General features: G+C 60.4%; 15 protein-coding genes. 8 read left to right on the top strand and 7 right to left on the bottom strand.

What is annotated here, in order from left to right; all coding sequences use genetic code 11:
* Positions 1–30: 30 nt before the first annotated feature.
* Positions 31–396, top strand: coding sequence for a winged helix-turn-helix transcriptional regulator (locus ACK3SC_RS17695; protein ID WP_416841571.1), 366 nt, complete (start codon positions 31–33; stop codon positions 394–396).
* 5 nt (positions 397–401) lie between these two features.
* Here ACK3SC_RS17695 and ACK3SC_RS17700 read toward each other — a convergent pair whose 3' ends face one another.
* A complete protein-coding gene (locus tag ACK3SC_RS17700; RefSeq protein ID WP_416841572.1) occupies positions 402–845 on the bottom strand; it encodes an Rrf2 family transcriptional regulator in 444 nt (147 codons plus the stop codon).
* A gap of 256 nt (positions 846–1,101) precedes the next feature.
* Positions 1,102–2,322 carry a bifunctional sugar-1-phosphate nucleotidylyltransferase/acetyltransferase gene (gene glmU, locus ACK3SC_RS17705; RefSeq protein ID WP_416841573.1) on the bottom strand — a complete coding sequence of 407 codons (1,221 nt, stop codon included), beginning with the start codon at positions 2,320–2,322 and terminating at the stop codon, positions 1,102–1,104.
* 426 nt (positions 2,323–2,748) lie between these two features.
* Here glmU and ACK3SC_RS17710 point away from each other — a divergent pair, with 426 nt between their 5' ends.
* Complete coding sequence (locus ACK3SC_RS17710) at positions 2,749–3,837, top strand: guanosine monophosphate reductase (protein WP_416841574.1); 1,089 nt, start codon at positions 2,749–2,751, stop codon at positions 3,835–3,837.
* Positions 3,838–3,950: 113 nt separating this feature from the next.
* Here the strand turns inward: ACK3SC_RS17710 and ACK3SC_RS17715 are convergent, their stop codons facing one another.
* Complete coding sequence (locus ACK3SC_RS17715) at positions 3,951–5,090, bottom strand: MFS transporter (RefSeq protein WP_416841725.1); 1,140 nt, start codon at positions 5,088–5,090, stop codon at positions 3,951–3,953.
* A 723-nt stretch (positions 5,091–5,813) separates the two neighbouring features.
* On the opposite strand from ACK3SC_RS17715, the gene ACK3SC_RS17720 reads away from it, so the two are divergent.
* The gene (locus ACK3SC_RS17720) at positions 5,814–6,218 is read left to right on the top strand and encodes a hypothetical protein (RefSeq protein WP_416841575.1); all 405 of its coding nucleotides are present in this window, start codon (positions 5,814–5,816) and stop codon (positions 6,216–6,218) included.
* The gene (locus ACK3SC_RS17725; RefSeq protein ID WP_416841576.1) at positions 6,215–7,768 is read left to right on the top strand and encodes a hypothetical protein; all 1,554 of its coding nucleotides are present in this window, start codon (positions 6,215–6,217) and stop codon (positions 7,766–7,768) included. Before ACK3SC_RS17720 ends, ACK3SC_RS17725 begins: the two co-directional genes overlap by 4 nt.
* A 201-nt stretch (positions 7,769–7,969) precedes the next feature.
* On the opposite strand, the gene ACK3SC_RS17730 is transcribed toward ACK3SC_RS17725, so the two are convergent.
* The 4 genes from ACK3SC_RS17730 to ACK3SC_RS17745 all read right to left on the bottom strand — a co-directional run bounded on the left by ACK3SC_RS17730 (position 7,970) and on the right by ACK3SC_RS17745 (position 9,945).
* Complete coding sequence (locus ACK3SC_RS17730; RefSeq protein WP_416841577.1) at positions 7,970–8,314, bottom strand: type II toxin-antitoxin system PemK/MazF family toxin; 345 nt, start codon at positions 8,312–8,314, stop codon at positions 7,970–7,972.
* Positions 8,311–8,670 (bottom strand): MarR family transcriptional regulator, encoded by a 360-nt coding sequence (locus ACK3SC_RS17735; RefSeq protein ID WP_416841579.1) that lies wholly within the window; start codon positions 8,668–8,670, stop codon positions 8,311–8,313. Before ACK3SC_RS17735 ends, ACK3SC_RS17730 begins: the two co-directional genes overlap by 4 nt.
* A 198-nt stretch (positions 8,671–8,868) precedes the next feature.
* Positions 8,869–9,213 (bottom strand): hypothetical protein, encoded by a 345-nt coding sequence (locus tag ACK3SC_RS17740; RefSeq protein ID WP_416841580.1) that lies wholly within the window; start codon positions 9,211–9,213, stop codon positions 8,869–8,871.
* Between the two features lie 81 nt (positions 9,214–9,294).
* Positions 9,295–9,945, bottom strand: coding sequence for a helix-turn-helix domain-containing protein (locus tag ACK3SC_RS17745; RefSeq protein WP_416841581.1), 651 nt, complete (start codon positions 9,943–9,945; stop codon positions 9,295–9,297).
* 87 nt (positions 9,946–10,032) lie between these two features.
* Between ACK3SC_RS17745 and hutU the strand changes: the two genes are divergently transcribed.
* Genes hutU through hutH form a run of 4 tightly spaced genes read left to right on the top strand, consistent with a single transcriptional unit; the run spans position 10,033 to position 15,586 of the window.
* A complete protein-coding gene (hutU, locus tag ACK3SC_RS17750) occupies positions 10,033–11,832 on the top strand; it encodes a urocanate hydratase (RefSeq protein ID WP_416841582.1) in 1,800 nt (599 codons plus the stop codon).
* Positions 11,829–12,758 (top strand): formimidoylglutamase, encoded by a 930-nt coding sequence (hutG, locus tag ACK3SC_RS17755; protein WP_416841583.1) that lies wholly within the window; start codon positions 11,829–11,831, stop codon positions 12,756–12,758. The genes hutU and hutG overlap by 4 nt, the downstream gene beginning before the upstream one ends.
* Positions 12,751–14,013 (top strand): imidazolonepropionase, encoded by a 1,263-nt coding sequence (gene hutI / locus ACK3SC_RS17760; RefSeq protein ID WP_416841584.1) that lies wholly within the window; start codon positions 12,751–12,753, stop codon positions 14,011–14,013. Before hutG ends, hutI begins: the two co-directional genes overlap by 8 nt.
* The gene (gene hutH, locus ACK3SC_RS17765; RefSeq protein ID WP_416841585.1) at positions 14,006–15,586 is read left to right on the top strand and encodes a histidine ammonia-lyase; all 1,581 of its coding nucleotides are present in this window, start codon (positions 14,006–14,008) and stop codon (positions 15,584–15,586) included. Before hutI ends, hutH begins: the two co-directional genes overlap by 8 nt.
* The last annotated feature ends 22 nt before the right edge of the window (positions 15,587–15,608 follow it).

The raw sequence follows: 15,608 nt of genomic DNA on the forward strand, positions 1-15,608 counted from the left end.
ACTAAAGTCGTCTGCGGCCTACAGCAGTCTATGGCCTCCGAAATGACGCTCGACGACGCCCCCTGTCCCATCATCGACTCTCTCAAACAAATCGGGTCGCAGTGGCGTCTCATCGTCCTTCACGACTTACAGGACGGCGAAAAACGGTTCAACGAACTCAAGCGCTCGACTGGTGCGAGTTCCCGGACGCTTTCTCGCGTCCTCGACGACTTACAGGAGACGGGGTTCGTTAACCGCCGGTTGGAAGAAGACGCACCTGTTGCGACGTACTACTCGTTGACCGACAAGGGAGTCTCGTTGTGCCCCGTGTTCGAAGAGATAGAAGAGTGGGCGGACGAATGGCTCGACATCGATGAGTCGGCCGTCGAGGCTGAGCCCACAGAAACGACTGCCTAACTCGCTTACGCTTCGAGCGTGTCGGTGCCGGCGGCGTCGAAGACGGCTTCGTGAACGTCGGCGACGGTGACGGAATCGAGTTCGTCGAGCATCGCTTGAATTGCGGGTTCGAACAGTTCGTTGAGAACGGGTTGAATGTGCTCTCCGACCGTACACTCGTCGTTCGGTTCGTTTGCGTGGAAGCAGAACGGTTCGCCGTCTTCCACTGCGTCGTAAATATCCCGGAGTGAGATGGTATCTGGGTCGCGTGCGAGCGTGAACCCGCCAGTCGGGCCGCGCTTCGAGTCCACCAGTTCCGCTTCCCGAAGCGAGCAAAGGAGTTGCCGGATGACGACAGGGTTGGTGTTGACGCTCCAGGCGAGACGGTCGGAAGACAGCCGCTCATCGCTTCGCACGGCTAAGTTCGTGAGCACGTGTGTTGCGACCACGAACCGGCTGCTATTCGACATACACTCTCGTTCGTTCTACGGGCATTTTAGGCTTCACGGTGGGACATTCGAGACTGTCTCCGCCCAGAAATTATTTTGTCTGTCACACACCACGAACCAATCTTCGTGGATATTCATGCGTTGTCGACTATAAGTTGCTGTCTCACCACAAATCGAGCGATAAATCGAATGCCTCCTGTGTCACTGCTGTCAGATATTTATCACGAGTGGTGTCAAGAGTAGCTACTCCATCCGTGGTAACCCACGCGTAAACGACTCACTCTTCGGTTTGCTGTGGGCCGTCTTCGACTCTGTCGTAGAGGACCGACTCACCGGGTTTTACCGTTCCGTCGGTCGGCAAGCGGACGCCGGCGTTGAGTGACGAGTTGATTCCCGTCTTGACGCCGTCGCCGAGCACGACGCCGTACTTTCGCCGTCCCGTCGAGACGAGTTCCCCTTTGAGCATCTGCCGAACCGGTTCGCCGTCGTGGCGGAGGTTTGCGACTTTGGTTCCGGCACCGAAGTTCACGTCGCGTCCGAGGAGACTATCGCCGACGTACGAGAGGTGGCCGACCGTTGCGCCTTCCATGAGGACGCTGTTTTTCACCTCGACTGCGTGGCCGACTTTCGCGTTTTCACCGACGGCAGTGTGTCCTCGAACGTAGGCGTTCGGCCCGACTGATGCCCCTCGCCGGACCAACACCGGACCGTCGATGACGACGCCAGCGCGAATAGTCGCGCCTTCTTCGACGACGACCGGGCCGTTCAGTTCGGCGTTTTCTGAGACGTCGCCGTCGATACGTGGTTCGAGTTCGGCGAGTTTCCATTCGTTTGCTTCGAGTAGTTCCCACGGCCGGCCTACGTCGAGCCATCTATCGAACGCGACACCGCGAACGTCGTACTCGTCGCAGGTCCGTGCGAGGACGTCGGTCAGTTCGAGTTCTCCCCGGTCACTCTCGGAGACGTTGAGCCACGCCTGGGCCTCGGCGGGGAAGACGTACGCACCAGCGTTGATGAGGTCTGACGGCGGGTTCTCGGGCTTCTCGACGACACCGGTGACGAATTTTTCGTCGTCCATCGCCAGAACACCGTAGGAACTTGGGTTGGGAACTCTGTACGATCCGACTGCCGCTCGTTCGCCGTACAGTTCTTGCAACGACGGTTCGTCGTAGAGGGCGTCTCCGTTGAGCACGACGAACGGTTCGTCGCCGTCGAGATTCGCTGCTGCAGCGCGAACGGCGTCTGCGGTTCCTCGCTGGTCTTCTTGAATAGCGAACTCGATTGGAACCGGAAGGTTGCGTTCTTCGAAGTACGCCCGGACATCGTCCGCCTGAAAGCCAACGACGATAGTCAGCGAAGACGCTCCGGCTTCGATAGCCGCCTCGGCGGTGTGCGCGACGAGCGGCTTGTCACCAACAGGGAGCATTGGCTTGGGCCTCCGGTCGGTGAGCGGGCGCATACGAGTCCCACGCCCGGCAGCGAGGATGACGGTTTGCATAGGTGACTGACGCTTCGCGGGATTGAAATTTCTTCGGACTTCGAGAGAGAAAACCGGGGGAAGGGGACCACATCTGTGGTGATGCGTGGGGAGGTGCCTCTGACCACCTACCGTCACCGACGTGTCGTTGGTCGGTTCGGCAACTGTCTTTGAGCTGCCATTCGAAAATAACAGTTCCGAATACACTCGGACATTCGTTCCGTGTACCGGTGCTCGCGCCGAGCTTTCGCTCGAGAGAATTGTAGCCACACGGACCGCGAACTGCGAACAAATTGGGGTTACAATCGATTGGAGATTCGCACTGGACGCGGTGCCGTGTGTTGCTAAACAGACGAAGGCGAGGTCCTAATACTTTCGTTCGGCGGCGACTCGTTCCGTCTCCGTTGGGGTTATATCGACACGTCTCTTCGGCTGTGGAGGGTTACAATGGAGATTCGCACAGGTCTCTCGTATGGAGATGTATTGCTGGTTCCACAGCGGTCGCCGGTCGATAGCCGGAGCGACGTGGACCTCTCGACTACCGTGACGCCAAACCTCCACCTGGAGTCACCACTCGTCAGCGCGGCGATGGACACGGTCACGGAAGCGACGCTCGCAGACACGCTCTCGAATCTCGGCGGAATGGGTGTCATCCACCGATTCCTCGACATCGAGACGCAGGCGGACCACGTTAGGCAGGTCGCCGAATCGGGCGGTACCGTCGCAGGTGCAATCGGCATCAACGAATCGTACCTCGATAGAACGGAGGCCCTACTCGACGCAGGTGCCGACGCCATCGTGATGGACATCGCACACGGACACATGGAGCGGTGTCTGGACGCCGTCGCACGTATCCGCGACGAGTTCGACCCCGAAATCGTCGCAGGGAACGTCGTTACTCCCGACGCCGTCGAAGACCTCTGGGAGGCGGGCGCTGGCTGTGTGAAAGTCGGTGTCGGCCCAGGGTCGCACTGTACGACTCGGAAAGTTGCCGGTGCGGGGTATCCGCAACTGACGGCTGTCTCGGACTGCGCGGACACGGCACACGAACTCGGGATTCACGTCATGGCAGACGGTGGCATTCGCACGTCGGGCGATGCGGCCAAAGCACTCATGGCGGGTGCAGATACCGTGATGATGGGTAGTTTCTTCGCCGGCACCGACGAAGCACCGGGTCGCGTCGTCGAAGTCGACGGAGACAGGTACAAACGCTCGCGTGGGATGGCCTCGACAGAGGCGGCCACCGACCGTGAAGACAAACAGAGTGACGTGGACGCGGGCGAAGGCGTCGAAGCGTTGACGCCGTACAAAGGCCCTGTCGAACCGCTCGTCGAAGAGTTCCTCGCAGGAATTCGCTCGGGCGTGAGCTACAGCGGTGGCCACACGATTCCCGCCGCCCGAGAGAAGGCGACGTTCGTCCGCGTCGCCGCCAGCGCACAGGAGCGCGAGGGTGCACACGGCGTCTTCTTCACCGACGGAGACGCCGAATCCACGGACAAGGTGGAGCGCGAGGCACCGGCACCGATGGCAGACTGACGACCAAGCAAACGAGCACCGTCACTCGCGGGTCGCATTCGACACATGCGACTACACGGGAGTGCGCAAACCAAAACTTCGTCTTTTGAGTCCCAGAACTAGTGCGTCGTTCTCTACGCGCGTTTGGTTCGTGTGTCCCAGTAGAGTAATCCTGCGGCGACGAGGAGCGCGACTGCCAGTCCCGCGAACGCAGCGACGTAGCTCAGATACGTCACGACGATACCGACGTAGGCAGGCCCAACTGCGTTCGCGCCGAGGAAGAACGCGCGTGCTGCCCCGAGGTCAGCACCTCTGTCACTGTCCGGCGCGTTGTCGATGATAATCGCGTCGGCGATTGGAAACTCCATCTTGTATCCGATGGCCATAACGACGATCGAGAGGTAGACGAGGGTTCGTGCGTCTGTGAACGACAGGAGTGCCAGCGCACCGGCGGCAAGCACGAGTCCCACGACAGCGATGGACTCACGACGGAACCGGTCACTCAACCCGCCTGCGACGGGTTTGGTAGCGAAGCCAACCGCGAACACGACTGCGAACGTCGCACTCGCCAACTGCTGGTCGAATCCTTTCGATTCGATGAGGAAGGTCGGTAAGAAGTTGATGAATCCGCCGACCATGAAGTAAAACAGGCCAAAGGCGACGAGCGACCGCCGTTGTTCTGGGCTCGCGAGGAGTCGCGTGAGGGTTCCAGATACGTCGAGTTCAGTGCTTCCGACCGTGTATCCCTCAGACGACCACGAAGCGTAGAGGATGGTAAGTCCACCGAGCGCGACGGCGACGGGGAGAAACGGGGTGCGCCACGTCGCGTAAGTGAGTGCGAGGATCGCGAGGCCGGACGCGAGGAGCCCCCCGAGGTCTGTTCCGGCGGCGTAGAGACCAAGCGCTTGCCCGCGTCGCTCGACGAAGAGGTCAGAGAGGAGCGCCCGAGACGGGATGGCGAAGAATCCTTTCCCGAGACCGGTAACGATGGCAGCGACGACGAACCCGACAATCCCTCCTGCGAGACCAAATGCTGCGAATCCGACGACGAGGAGGGCCAGTCCGGGAACGATGAGTGTCGCCCGCGTCCACCGGTCAGAGTACTCCCCACCGGGATATTGGGTGATGGCATAGGAACCTTGGAACAGTGCGAGGGTGATGCCGGCAGTCGCCTCGGTTATCTGCAACTCGGCGATGATGGTCGGGAGGAGTGGTGAGAGGAGAAACCGTCCTGTTTGCACGATTGCCCACGCGAGCGAGACGGTGAGCAACATCCGGCCGCTGTGGCCTGTGAGAAGGGACGTTCCGGATGCTGTCTTTTGATTCACACGCTTCGTTAGCCGACCTGCTACCAATGAATTGCGGTATCGGTACGTTTTGGTGGTCGTCTGGGCCAGGCCAGCACGCGATCGTACATGGATGGTCGGGAATCTATATCACTGAACGAATATTGCTAAATTAAAACAATACTGAAATACTGGCGGTATATGCCTATAGTAGCCTATTTCTGCCCGCTAACTACTCGTCCAATCCGAACGTTCAGTCTGAATTATCCCCATTTTCGATTCAAACCGCATTCGAAAGCCATCCGATACTTCGGGAAAGATGCCCTATACCCAATAAATTAGCCGTTTAGGGGATTTATCGACGGAACATACAAGTATGTAGGAAATAATTAATTTCAGGTATGGGTGGACAATTGATTGACAACAACTCCGGTGCTACTGGGTTCGAGTGGGGGGCGAACCCGGTTACACACCGGACGGCAGGGTCGCGGGTGACCCCGCACAAGTGTGTCTGGGGGACACATTCGACTGTGCGGGTTGCTCCCGGTCGGATACGTTCGAGTTGGGTTTGGGACGGTGCGAGCTCGCATCTGGCGAAGATGGGCGATGCAAACCACGCTGAGACACGCTGGTCACTTGCGTCGCTCCATCGCCGCCTGCGAGCGCAGCTCCGAACAGGGATTTCGGGCACGACGTGGGGTGCGTAACTCGATGACTCCCGAGAAAATTCACGCACCACCACACGGTAACTCCGGTTCCGGTGAGTACTCGTCGACGAATCTCACAGGGAACCAGACCACCAATAACCGACTTTCGCTGTTCGTCGTCACGGCTGACGAACACGTCTCTACCACTGGTGACTTCCTCGACCCGCTCTCGGATATCGCGTGGCTACAGTTCATCGACGGTATCGATATGTTCGTCCTCGTCGGAAACGAGCGCGACGTCCTCGATACCTCCGCCCGCGACTGTGAGGTACCTGACAGTGGGCTCTGGCTCGTCGACGAGGCCGGAACTGTCCGTAGACAGTGGTCGCTCCCATCCGAGCGACGAGAGGTGCTCTCGATCGGTCGCTCCGTCGAGAGCACGCTCCACGAGTGGGGTGACGCGAGATGACCCCACTCTTTAGCGAGATGGAGCGTATCAGTCAACGCTTCACGACAGCAATCCGCGGCATCACCGTCGTGAAGACGGTGTGGGCGAACGACGAGGGCCTCTCAGTGGTCCGGTTCGAGATCTCTTCGGCGAGAGACGATTCTGTTCGGCTGCGTCTGTCCGAACCGGTCCCAGATGACTTTCCGATGGAGAACATCGGGCCGCACCCGAAGTACGGCGGCGATAAGTGGACGAAAACGGCAGACAGAGAGTTAGTCTACACCGAGCGACTCGAACCGAACGGTGAAACGTTCACGCTCTACGGCATCAAGGAACTCTCCGCAGACACGCTCGAAGCATTTCTCACCGACGCAGTTGTGACCATCGACCTACTGGGTGACGAACCGGCGACCGACAGCGACGACTCAATGACCATGACGACCGAAGATACAGAAACCGACGAACTCGACACCGACGACACCGACCTCGAAGACGATTTCACCCGGGGAGGCGCTCCCAGCGACGACTTCACCCGGGGTGGCGGTAGCAGCTTCGACAGCCAGATTCCGCGAGTCGAGGACCTGGGCTCTCTGCCTGGCGGATGGAACACCGACCAATCGACCCAGCACGACGACCCAACGAATATCCAGTTCGTGGGTTCGAAGGCACATGCGTCGGAGAGCGACGAAACGGACGAGTCTCACTCTCCAATCGAACTCGAAGACCCCACGCAAGAAGCGGACGACGAGTCCGAAACTGCGGTGGACGACGGCGAGGAGTCGGACGCTGTCGATTCGACTGAGCCACAGGCCGACCCTGAGAATCCAGAGACTCCCTCCGACGACACGCTGTTCGACGAAGAACCCCATGACGAAGAGGGTGACGAGGTCGAGTCGACGTCTGAAGAAGAATCGTCCACCGGCACGGACGAAGACCACGAACGCGACCAGGAACGCTCGACCGACGAGGACTCGCAGTTGGACGCTGCCGAACTGGATACCGAATCCGACGACGACAGCCTCGTCGATGCACTCGTCACAGAACTGTCCACGCGTGACCTCTCAGAGGATGAACGCACGGTCATTCGTGAGGCGCTCGGTGTCTCGGCACCAACGTCCGTCGACGTTCGGTTGCGACACGTCCAGAACCGTGTCGACGACCTTGCAGCGTACACCACGGCACTCGAATCGTTCCTCGACGAAAACGGAACCGCAGAGCAAGTACTCGACGACTTGCAGACGGAGACGGAGTCGATGCGCGACGACATCGAGCGTCTCGAATCTGCACTCACCGCCTCGAAGGAAGCCATCAAAATCGTCGAACAGCAGGTCACGGAATTAGAAGACCGGATGGTGGACGAAGCGACGTTCGAAGAACGCCTCGACGAACTCGACGGGCAGTTCGTCTCCGAGTCCGAACTCGACGCCCAACTCACCGACCTCTCTGACGACCTCGCTGAGATTCGTGGAGACGTCGAGACGGGCAAGACGTGGCGGAGCAACCTCTCGCAGGCGATTCAACTCCCCGGGATGATGGACGGAGAGCCTGTCGAATCTGAGGCAGACGAATAACCGTCCCGGTGCGTTTCTGTCGGGGACGTCTTTACACTGAATGCTGTCCGGTCTGGTGCTATCCCTTTCTTGACACTGTTGAAGCCCGTTATTTCTGAGAGGTTGCTGCGGCCGTGCTGAATAGCGCGCGCAAGTCGGTCACTGACGATTCGGTGGCTGATGACTGAGTCGGCGTACGGAAGTCACAGACATAGGGTCCGATTACGTCGAGATATGTTGTGGTTCGAGATACGTCTGCATCTCGTCGATCACAGACTGAACGAACGATTCGGAGAGTCTGCCCTGCCGCCGGACGACTGCAGCGTGCTTTGGAGATGCAACTGCCCACGGAGATGCGTAGCTCTGGCGTGGCATCCCGCCTTCGACCCAATCGTCTTCTGCAATCGGGACAGTTTCGTCGTGCGGTGTCGTCGTCAACGTGACCGTCATGTACTGTTCGTCACCGAATGGGTGGGTATCGTTATTCAAAATCAACCACGGTCGTGGATTCTCACCAGATTTGAATGGGTCAGGTCCCCAGACGACATCCCCACGCTGGTAGGTCATTCAGCGTCTTCCTCGTCGACGGCGTGTTCCAGCCATTCGTCCATGTCTTCTTCGCCAAGTTGTTCATTTGCAGCACGCGTACTCTCGAGCAGATCGGTATACGCTGCAACCTCGTCGGCTTTCCCGAGCGCCCAAAACGTCCCCTTGTGTCGGACGAGACCACGGTCTTCCAGGCGAGCAAGGACAACGCTGATACTCCCTGCCTTCACGTCGGTCGCATCGCGGATTTCACTCTGCGTGAACGCCTTGTCCGGATGTGCAGCGAGGAACCGCATGACCCGCTCAGCGTTTGTTTCACCACTATTCTGTAATCGGTCTGGCGGAGATGATTCGAACGCGTCGATGTCGATTGGCATATGTAGTTGTTGTCGTTGAATGTATTATGTGTATTGCTGTATTCGATGTCTCTGATTAGACCTTCGAGAACTGAATCGGAAAATCGGATACAGGGGAGTTTGCGGATACTCAATCCACTCTGTTGTAATCCTCAGACGGTGATCGTTTGTCGAGACTGTGCTGAATATAGAGCGCGTATCTCCCATCAGCGGGTTGGTTCAAGCCACCTCTTCGAGTACCGACTCGCCACTGCCTTCCTGTGATTCCCATTCCCACTCGTCTTCGACACGAATGCGGCCGTCGTCAAGCAGTTCGACGGTGCCCACCGAATGTCCGCTGGCAGTCTCCTGATTCGAGTTGATTTGTGAATACCTGATATCCCATTCACTCCCATCGAACGTTCCAACGAGATGGCCATCAACGATATCGCCACCAGAGTAGTGTGCGTAGACCCGCTCGCCCTCTTGCTCAAACTCGAACCGAGTGTCGCTACTCACCTCGCCATCCTCGCTGTTAGCAACGCCAACAAGCGTCCGACCGTCGAGCGAGATCTCCGTTATCATAGCCGATTCATCCCTCGCACAGAAATAAAACCGGCGAGAAAGATAGCTGCATACACCCTCTCTATTCTCTCTTGCGTGTCGTCAGAAGACGTACTGAACGACTGCACTCATCACCTTTCGCTCTGCTCGTCTGAGGTGTTCTTCGGCGGTCCGACGTGAGATTCCCATCTCGGCGGCGATTGCGTCTGTCCCCGTCTCACGAGGCAGTTCGTAATAGCCGTGTTCGAACGCCAGCCGCAACGCTTCTCGTTGCCGGCCCGTGAGCGACGGCATCGCGTCGAGCGGGGCCAAAAGCGGGGCGTCACCGCTCGCGAACGACACTTCGCGTTTGGACTCGACGCTCACGTCGTATCCACTCTCGACGAGGTCACGAAAGCACGCCGAGAGTGCGCTCGCAGAGACGGCGAGTAATCGACAGACTTTGGCACCACGGTGATACCGAAGCGGTGGGAGGAGCAAGACGCCGTGGCGACGAAGATATCCATCGATATCGTCTATCTCGTGATGTCTGAGACAGTCTGCGGTCACCGCGACGAGTTCGTCACCGCGTTCGACTGCTGCTTCGATACCAACTGTGTCGCGGACCTCCTGGAGGATATCGCCGCCAACTTCGTGGCTCACGTGCAGCAGGTCACAGTGGTCGTTACACCACAACTCGATAGACGCACTGTTCCCTGCGGTGGCCGCAGCGTAGGCGCTGTCGTCTCGGATGCGGAACGTTGCCTCGTACACTGGTGAGTCGTGGTGCCGTCACACTATATAAACTTCCCTCCGCGTGGTGGGGGAACCGATACCCGTCGTGGTCGCCAAGTGAGAGGTATGCACGAACAGCGACCGAGCGATGTCGAGGACCGACTCGGTGAACCGAGCGCGCAGTGGCGTCGGTATCAGGGGGCACCGACTGGGACGGACATCGAGTGTAAGGGGTGGCGACAGGAAGCAGCGCTCCGGATGCTCAACAACAATCTGGACCCTGAAGTCGCCGAACGTCCAGAGGACCTGGTCGTCTACGGCGGAACCGGGCGGGCAGCCCGCTCGTGGGCGGCGTACGACGCGATTCTCACCGAACTGCGAGAACTCGGCGACGACGAGACGCTCCTCGTCCAGTCGGGCAAACCGGTCGGGAAGTTCACGACGCACGAACGCGCACCACGCGTCCTCATCGCCAACTCGAACCTCGTCGGCCACTGGGACGACTGGAAACACTTCCACGAACTCGAAGCCCAAGGCAAAATCATGTACGGCCAGATGACCGCTGGGTCGTGGGCGTACATCGGCACACAGGGAATCATTCAGGGGACCTACGAGACACTCGCCGAACTCGCCCGACAGGAGTACGGCAGTGACCTTCGTGGCAAACTCGTCGTAACCGGCGGTCTCGGTGGGATGAGCGGGGCACAACCGCTGGCGGTGACGATGAACCACGGCGTCTGTATCGCTGCCGAAGTCAAAGCCGACCGCATCCAGCGACGGGTCGAGACGGGCTACCTGATGGACTTTGCCGACTCGTTAGACGAAGCACTGGAGAAGGCACACGAGGCAGTCGAAGCAGGCGAACCGTACAGCGTCGGCGTACAGATGAACGCCGCCGACATGCTCGAAGAGCTGCTCGCGCGTGACGAGATTCCCGACGTCGTCACGGACCAGACGAGCGCGCACGACGAACTGGAGGGCTACTACCCGAGTGGCTATTCGGTCGAGGAGGCGGACCGTCTCCGCGAAGACGACCCGGACGCCTACGTCGAAGCGAGTCTCGACACGATGGAGCGTCACGTCGCTGCCATCCTCACACTTCAGGACCGTGGTGCAGTCGCCTTCGAGTACGGCAACAACATCCGCGGACAGGTCGAGACGCACCGCGGGATGATACACGTTCCCGCGTCACACGCGGGAAGCAGCGAGATGGAATCTCGCTCGCCGTTCGACTTCCCCGGATTCGTCCCTGCGTACATCCGGCCGATGTTCTGCCGTGGACGTGGCCCGTTCCGCTGGGCCGCACTCTCGGGCGACCCGGCGGATATCTACCGAACCGACGAAGCGATTCGCGACCTCTTCCCCGAAAACGAGTCGCTGATGCGGTGGATAGACCTCGCAGAAGAGCAGGTGTCGTTCCAGGGCCTCCCATCGCGTGTCTGTTGGCTTGGCTACCACACCGACGAGTCGGGCCTGACCGAACGCGCTCGCTTCGCGCTGAAGATAAACGAACTCGTCGCAGCAGGTGAGATTTCCGCCCCTGTCGTCGTGACGCGCGACCACCTCGATGCAGGCTCCGTCGCGAGTCCGAATCGCGAGACTGAAGCGATGCGCGACGGCACCGACGCCGTCGCAGACTGGCCCATCCTCAACGCGCTTCTCAACACGGCCGCCGGTGCGGACATCGTCTCGGTCCACGACGGCGGCGGTGTCGGAATCGGAAACTCCCTCCACACCAACAATCACGTCGTCCTCGACGGGTCGGACCTCGCAGCACAGAAGGCCCGTGCGGTGTTCACCACCGACCCCGGAATGGGCGTCATCAGACACGCCGACGCCGGATACGAAGACGCACTGGACGAAGCGACGCAGTCGGGCGTCCACATCCCGATGCGTGAGTACGATGCTGCGCGAGGCGACGAATGACGATTCGTGACCCACCTCGCTGGGAGGGAACCTCGTCGGACCCGAACGACGAACAGTTCGGCCACATCGTCCACGAGACGAGCATCGAAGACGTCGGTGCGTACGATGCTGTCTTCGTCGGAGAACCGTACGACGGTGCTGTCATCGGACGACGCGGTGCTCGTGCGGGGCCCGCTGCGATACGGGAGGCACTTGCGTCGGTGAAGACGCACCACTTCGACGACGGTCCTGTTTCGAACGTCGCCGACGTGGGAGACATCTCGTTCGAGGGGGTCTCTGACGACGTGGCCGCGGTTCAGTCGATGGTTGCCGAGATAACCGCAGACGTGTATGAGCGAGGTGCGTTTCCGGTCTTTCTCGGCGGCGACAACTCGCTTACCGTCGCCAACGTCAGGCCACTTGTGGACCGTGACGTGTCGGTCGGCGTGGTGAGTTTCGATGCCCACCTCGACTGTCGCGACCCACTCGATGGCCCGTCCAGCGGGACGCCATACTGGCAACTGTACGAAGCCGGTCTCGACCGACTCGCCGTCGTCGGTGCGCGTCACTTCGAGACATCGACGGCCTACGCAGACTTCCTGGGCGAGGTCGGAGGGACGATTCTGACCGCAGAAGAAGTCGGTCGCGACCCGCTCCAGACGGTCGATTTCGCGCTCGATTCACTCGCCTCCTGCGACGTCGTTTTCGTGAGTCTCGATATGGACGTGCTCGACGAGACTGCTGCACCCGGTGTGAGCGCACCCACGCCCGGCGGCATCACCACTCGCGAGTTGTACAGGATGCTCCACCACGTCGCGTCTGATTCCCGCATCGCTGGGTTCGAAGTCGTCGAGTGCGCCCCGTCGCTGGACGACACTGACCGGACATCGAAGGCCGCCGCCCGTGCAATCGCTCACTTCCTCTCGGGGGTGACGACCGATGCGTGAGTCGTCGAGAGAAGACGCATCGAAACCGGCTGCTTCCGGTGAGCTGACCGTCGTCCACAACGCAGCGGAGGTGGTCGTCGGACCCGACGACGAAACCGGTGTCGTCGTCTCCGAAGATGCCGCGTTCGCCGCAGTCGATGGGACCATCGTCGCAGTCGGGCCGACCGATGATGTTCTCGCCGAATACCCACTTCACGATGCGACGACCACCATCGATGCGTCGGGAAAGACGGTCCTCCCGGGATTCGTCGACCCGCACACGCACGCGCTGTTCGCCGGCGACCGGTCGGACGAATTCGTCTCGAAACTACAGGGCACGACGTACGAAGAGATTCTCGCCGCAGGTGGTGGGATTCTTCGGACTGTCGACGCCGTTCGTGAGGCTTCTGACGACGAGTTGGTGTCGAATCTCTCGGCTCACCTCGACGCGATGCTCGCCCACGGAACGACGACAGTCGAAGTCAAAACCGGCTACGGCCTCGACACCGAGACAGAACTCCGGATGCTCGACGCAATCGACCGAGCTAGCGAAGGCCATCCAGTCGATGTCGTCCCGACGTTCATGGGCGCACACGCAGTTCCTCGTGGGATGGATGCCGACGAATACGTCGAAGAAGTAGTCTCTGAGCAACTCCCTGCTGTCGCAGAACAGGGTGTCGCCGAATTCTGTGACGTGTTCTGCGAACGGGGCGTCTTTACTGCCGACCAGTCGCGTCGTATCTTAGCGGCTGGGCGTGAGTTCGGCCTCACGCCGAAGATTCACGCAGACGAATTCGCCGCCATCGGTGGTACAGCAGTCGCTGCCGAAGTCGAAGCGGTGAGCGCAGACCACTTACTCGCGACTGACGACGACGGACGGGAGACGTTGGTCGATGCGGGTGTGACACCGGTCATGCTCCCCGGGACAGCGTTTGGACTCGGTGCCGAGTACGCTGATGCTCGTGCTTTCCTCGACACCGGCCACGAAGTTGCCCTCGCCACTGATTTCAACCCAAACTGCTTCACGAGAAGTATGGGGTTCGTCGCCACACTCGCCAGCGTCGGAATGCGAATGACGCCGCACGAGGCCATCCGTGGAATCACCAGCGCCGCGGCCACCGCACTCGGGCGGACTGACGGAACCGGGACGCTTTCCTCCGGCAGTCCAGCAGACGCTGTCGTCCTCGACGTGCCGAACGCGACACATCTCTCCTATCGGTTCGACACGAATCCAGTCGAGACTGTCCTGAAGGCGGGGGTGGTCGTCCATGAGTGACGCTGCCCACCTCGCCGACACTGTCGTCCTCGACGGCGAGTCGCTGACGCCGGAAGACGTGGCCGCCGTCGCCCGACACGATGCGTCCGTCGAAATCGATGCCGACGCACGCGAACGAATGCGCGAGTCTCGTGCTCGCGTCGAGTCGGTCCTCGACTCGGGCGAACCAGTCTACGGTGTCAACACTGGCTTCGGCCACCTCGTCGAGACACACATCGACCGGAAGGATATCGAACGACTCCAGACCAACCTCGTCAGGAGTCACTCGGCGGGTGCGGGTCGTGCACTCACTCGCTCCGAAGTTCGGTCGATGATGGTCACGAGAGCGAACACGCTCGCCAAAGGCTACTCCGGAATTCGGCCGTCTGTCGTCGACCTTCTCGTCTCGATGCTGAACGAAGGCGTCCACCCCGTCGTCCGCTCTCGCGGGAGTCTCGGGGCGAGTGGTGACCTCGCTCCGCTGGCGCACATGGCACTGGTCCTCATCGGTGAGGGTGACGCTCACGTCGCGGGTGAGCGACTTTCGGGCGACGCCGCGTTACGGTCGGTTGGTCTCGAACCGGTCACGCTCAAATCCAAGGAAGGGTTGGCGCTCATCAACGGCACGCAACTCACGGTCGGTCTGGCGTCGCTGTTCGTCGTCGATGCCGAGCGAATCGTCGATGCGGCGGACGCGGCGGGTGCGCTGACGACGGAAGTGACGATGGGAACGACAGCCAACTGCGACCCGGCGATTCACGAGGTCAGACCACATCGTGGGCAACAAACGAGTGCGGCAGCCATCCGACGCCTCACCGAAGGGTCGACCGTTCTCGCCTCACACAAAGACTGCGAGCGCGTCCAAGACGCGTACTCGATTCGCTGTCTCCCACAGGTCAACGGGGCCGTCAGAGACGCGGTCGAACATCTGCGCGAAGCGGTCGAAGTCGAACTCAACAGCGTCACCGACAACCCACTCGTCTTCCCGGCGGGGACCGTGGACGAGCGTGCTCCCGGAACCGACGTGGCTGCCGTCGTCTCCGCAGGAAACTTCCACGGCGAACCGCTGGCGCTCCGCCTCGACTACGCCGCTGGTGCGCTCACTGAGCTTGCGGCTATCTCTGAACGACGGACAGACAGAATGCTCAACCCCGACGTTCAGGAATCGTACTTGCCACCGTTCTTGACCGAACACAGCGGTCTGCGCTCGGGGTACATGATCGCGCAGTACACCGCTGCCGCACTGCTCAACGAATGTCGCTCGTTCGGGCGACCGTCGCTCGATTCGACGCCAGTGAGCGGCGGACAGGAAGACCACGTGAGCATGAGTGGGCAGAGTGCGCTGAACGCCCGGGTCGTCGCAGAGAACGTCGCGACGATCGTCGGCGTCGAACTCCTCTGTGGTGCACAGGCAGCGGAGTTCCTCGAGTCGGGTCTCGAACTCGGAACAGGAACAGGGGCAGTCCGCGATGCAGTTCGGTCTGTGGTTCCGCCGTTAACCGACGATCGGCCACTCGATGGAGAACTGGAGGAGGTTGCCGACCTCGTTCGGTTCGGCGCGATTCGTCTCGCGGCGAACGAGGCGACCAACTGAGCCGTCGACCTGTTTGGTGGGT

This window comes from Haloferax sp. DFSO52, from assembly GCF_048158745.1.
Lineage (GTDB): Archaea > Halobacteriota > Halobacteria > Halobacteriales > Haloferacaceae > Haloferax.

Bases quoted from the DNA above. Each gene is read 5' to 3' on its own strand.
- ACK3SC_RS17695 (WP_416841571.1), top strand. From the start codon at position 31: ATGGCCTCCGAAATGACGCTCGACGACGCCCCCTGTCCCATCATCGAC.
- ACK3SC_RS17700 (WP_416841572.1), bottom strand. From the start codon at position 845: ATGTCGAATAGCAGCCGGTTCGTGGTCGCAACACACGTGCTCACGAAC.
- glmU (WP_416841573.1), bottom strand. From the start codon at position 2,322: ATGCAAACCGTCATCCTCGCTGCCGGGCGTGGGACTCGTATGCGCCCG.
- ACK3SC_RS17710 (WP_416841574.1), top strand. From the start codon at position 2,749: ATGGAGATTCGCACAGGTCTCTCGTATGGAGATGTATTGCTGGTTCCA.
- ACK3SC_RS17715 (WP_416841725.1), bottom strand. From the start codon at position 5,090: ATGTTGCTCACCGTCTCGCTCGCGTGGGCAATCGTGCAAACAGGACGG.
- ACK3SC_RS17720 (WP_416841575.1), top strand. From the start codon at position 5,814: ATGACTCCCGAGAAAATTCACGCACCACCACACGGTAACTCCGGTTCC.
- ACK3SC_RS17725 (WP_416841576.1), top strand. From the start codon at position 6,215: ATGACCCCACTCTTTAGCGAGATGGAGCGTATCAGTCAACGCTTCACG.
- ACK3SC_RS17730 (WP_416841577.1), bottom strand. From the start codon at position 8,314: ATGACCTACCAGCGTGGGGATGTCGTCTGGGGACCTGACCCATTCAAA.
- ACK3SC_RS17735 (WP_416841579.1), bottom strand. From the start codon at position 8,670: ATGCCAATCGACATCGACGCGTTCGAATCATCTCCGCCAGACCGATTA.
- ACK3SC_RS17740 (WP_416841580.1), bottom strand. From the start codon at position 9,213: ATGATAACGGAGATCTCGCTCGACGGTCGGACGCTTGTTGGCGTTGCT.
- hutU (WP_416841582.1), top strand. From the start codon at position 10,033: ATGCACGAACAGCGACCGAGCGATGTCGAGGACCGACTCGGTGAACCG.
- hutG (WP_416841583.1), top strand. From the start codon at position 11,829: ATGACGATTCGTGACCCACCTCGCTGGGAGGGAACCTCGTCGGACCCG.
- hutI (WP_416841584.1), top strand. From the start codon at position 12,751: ATGCGTGAGTCGTCGAGAGAAGACGCATCGAAACCGGCTGCTTCCGGT.
- hutH (WP_416841585.1), top strand. From the start codon at position 14,006: ATGAGTGACGCTGCCCACCTCGCCGACACTGTCGTCCTCGACGGCGAG.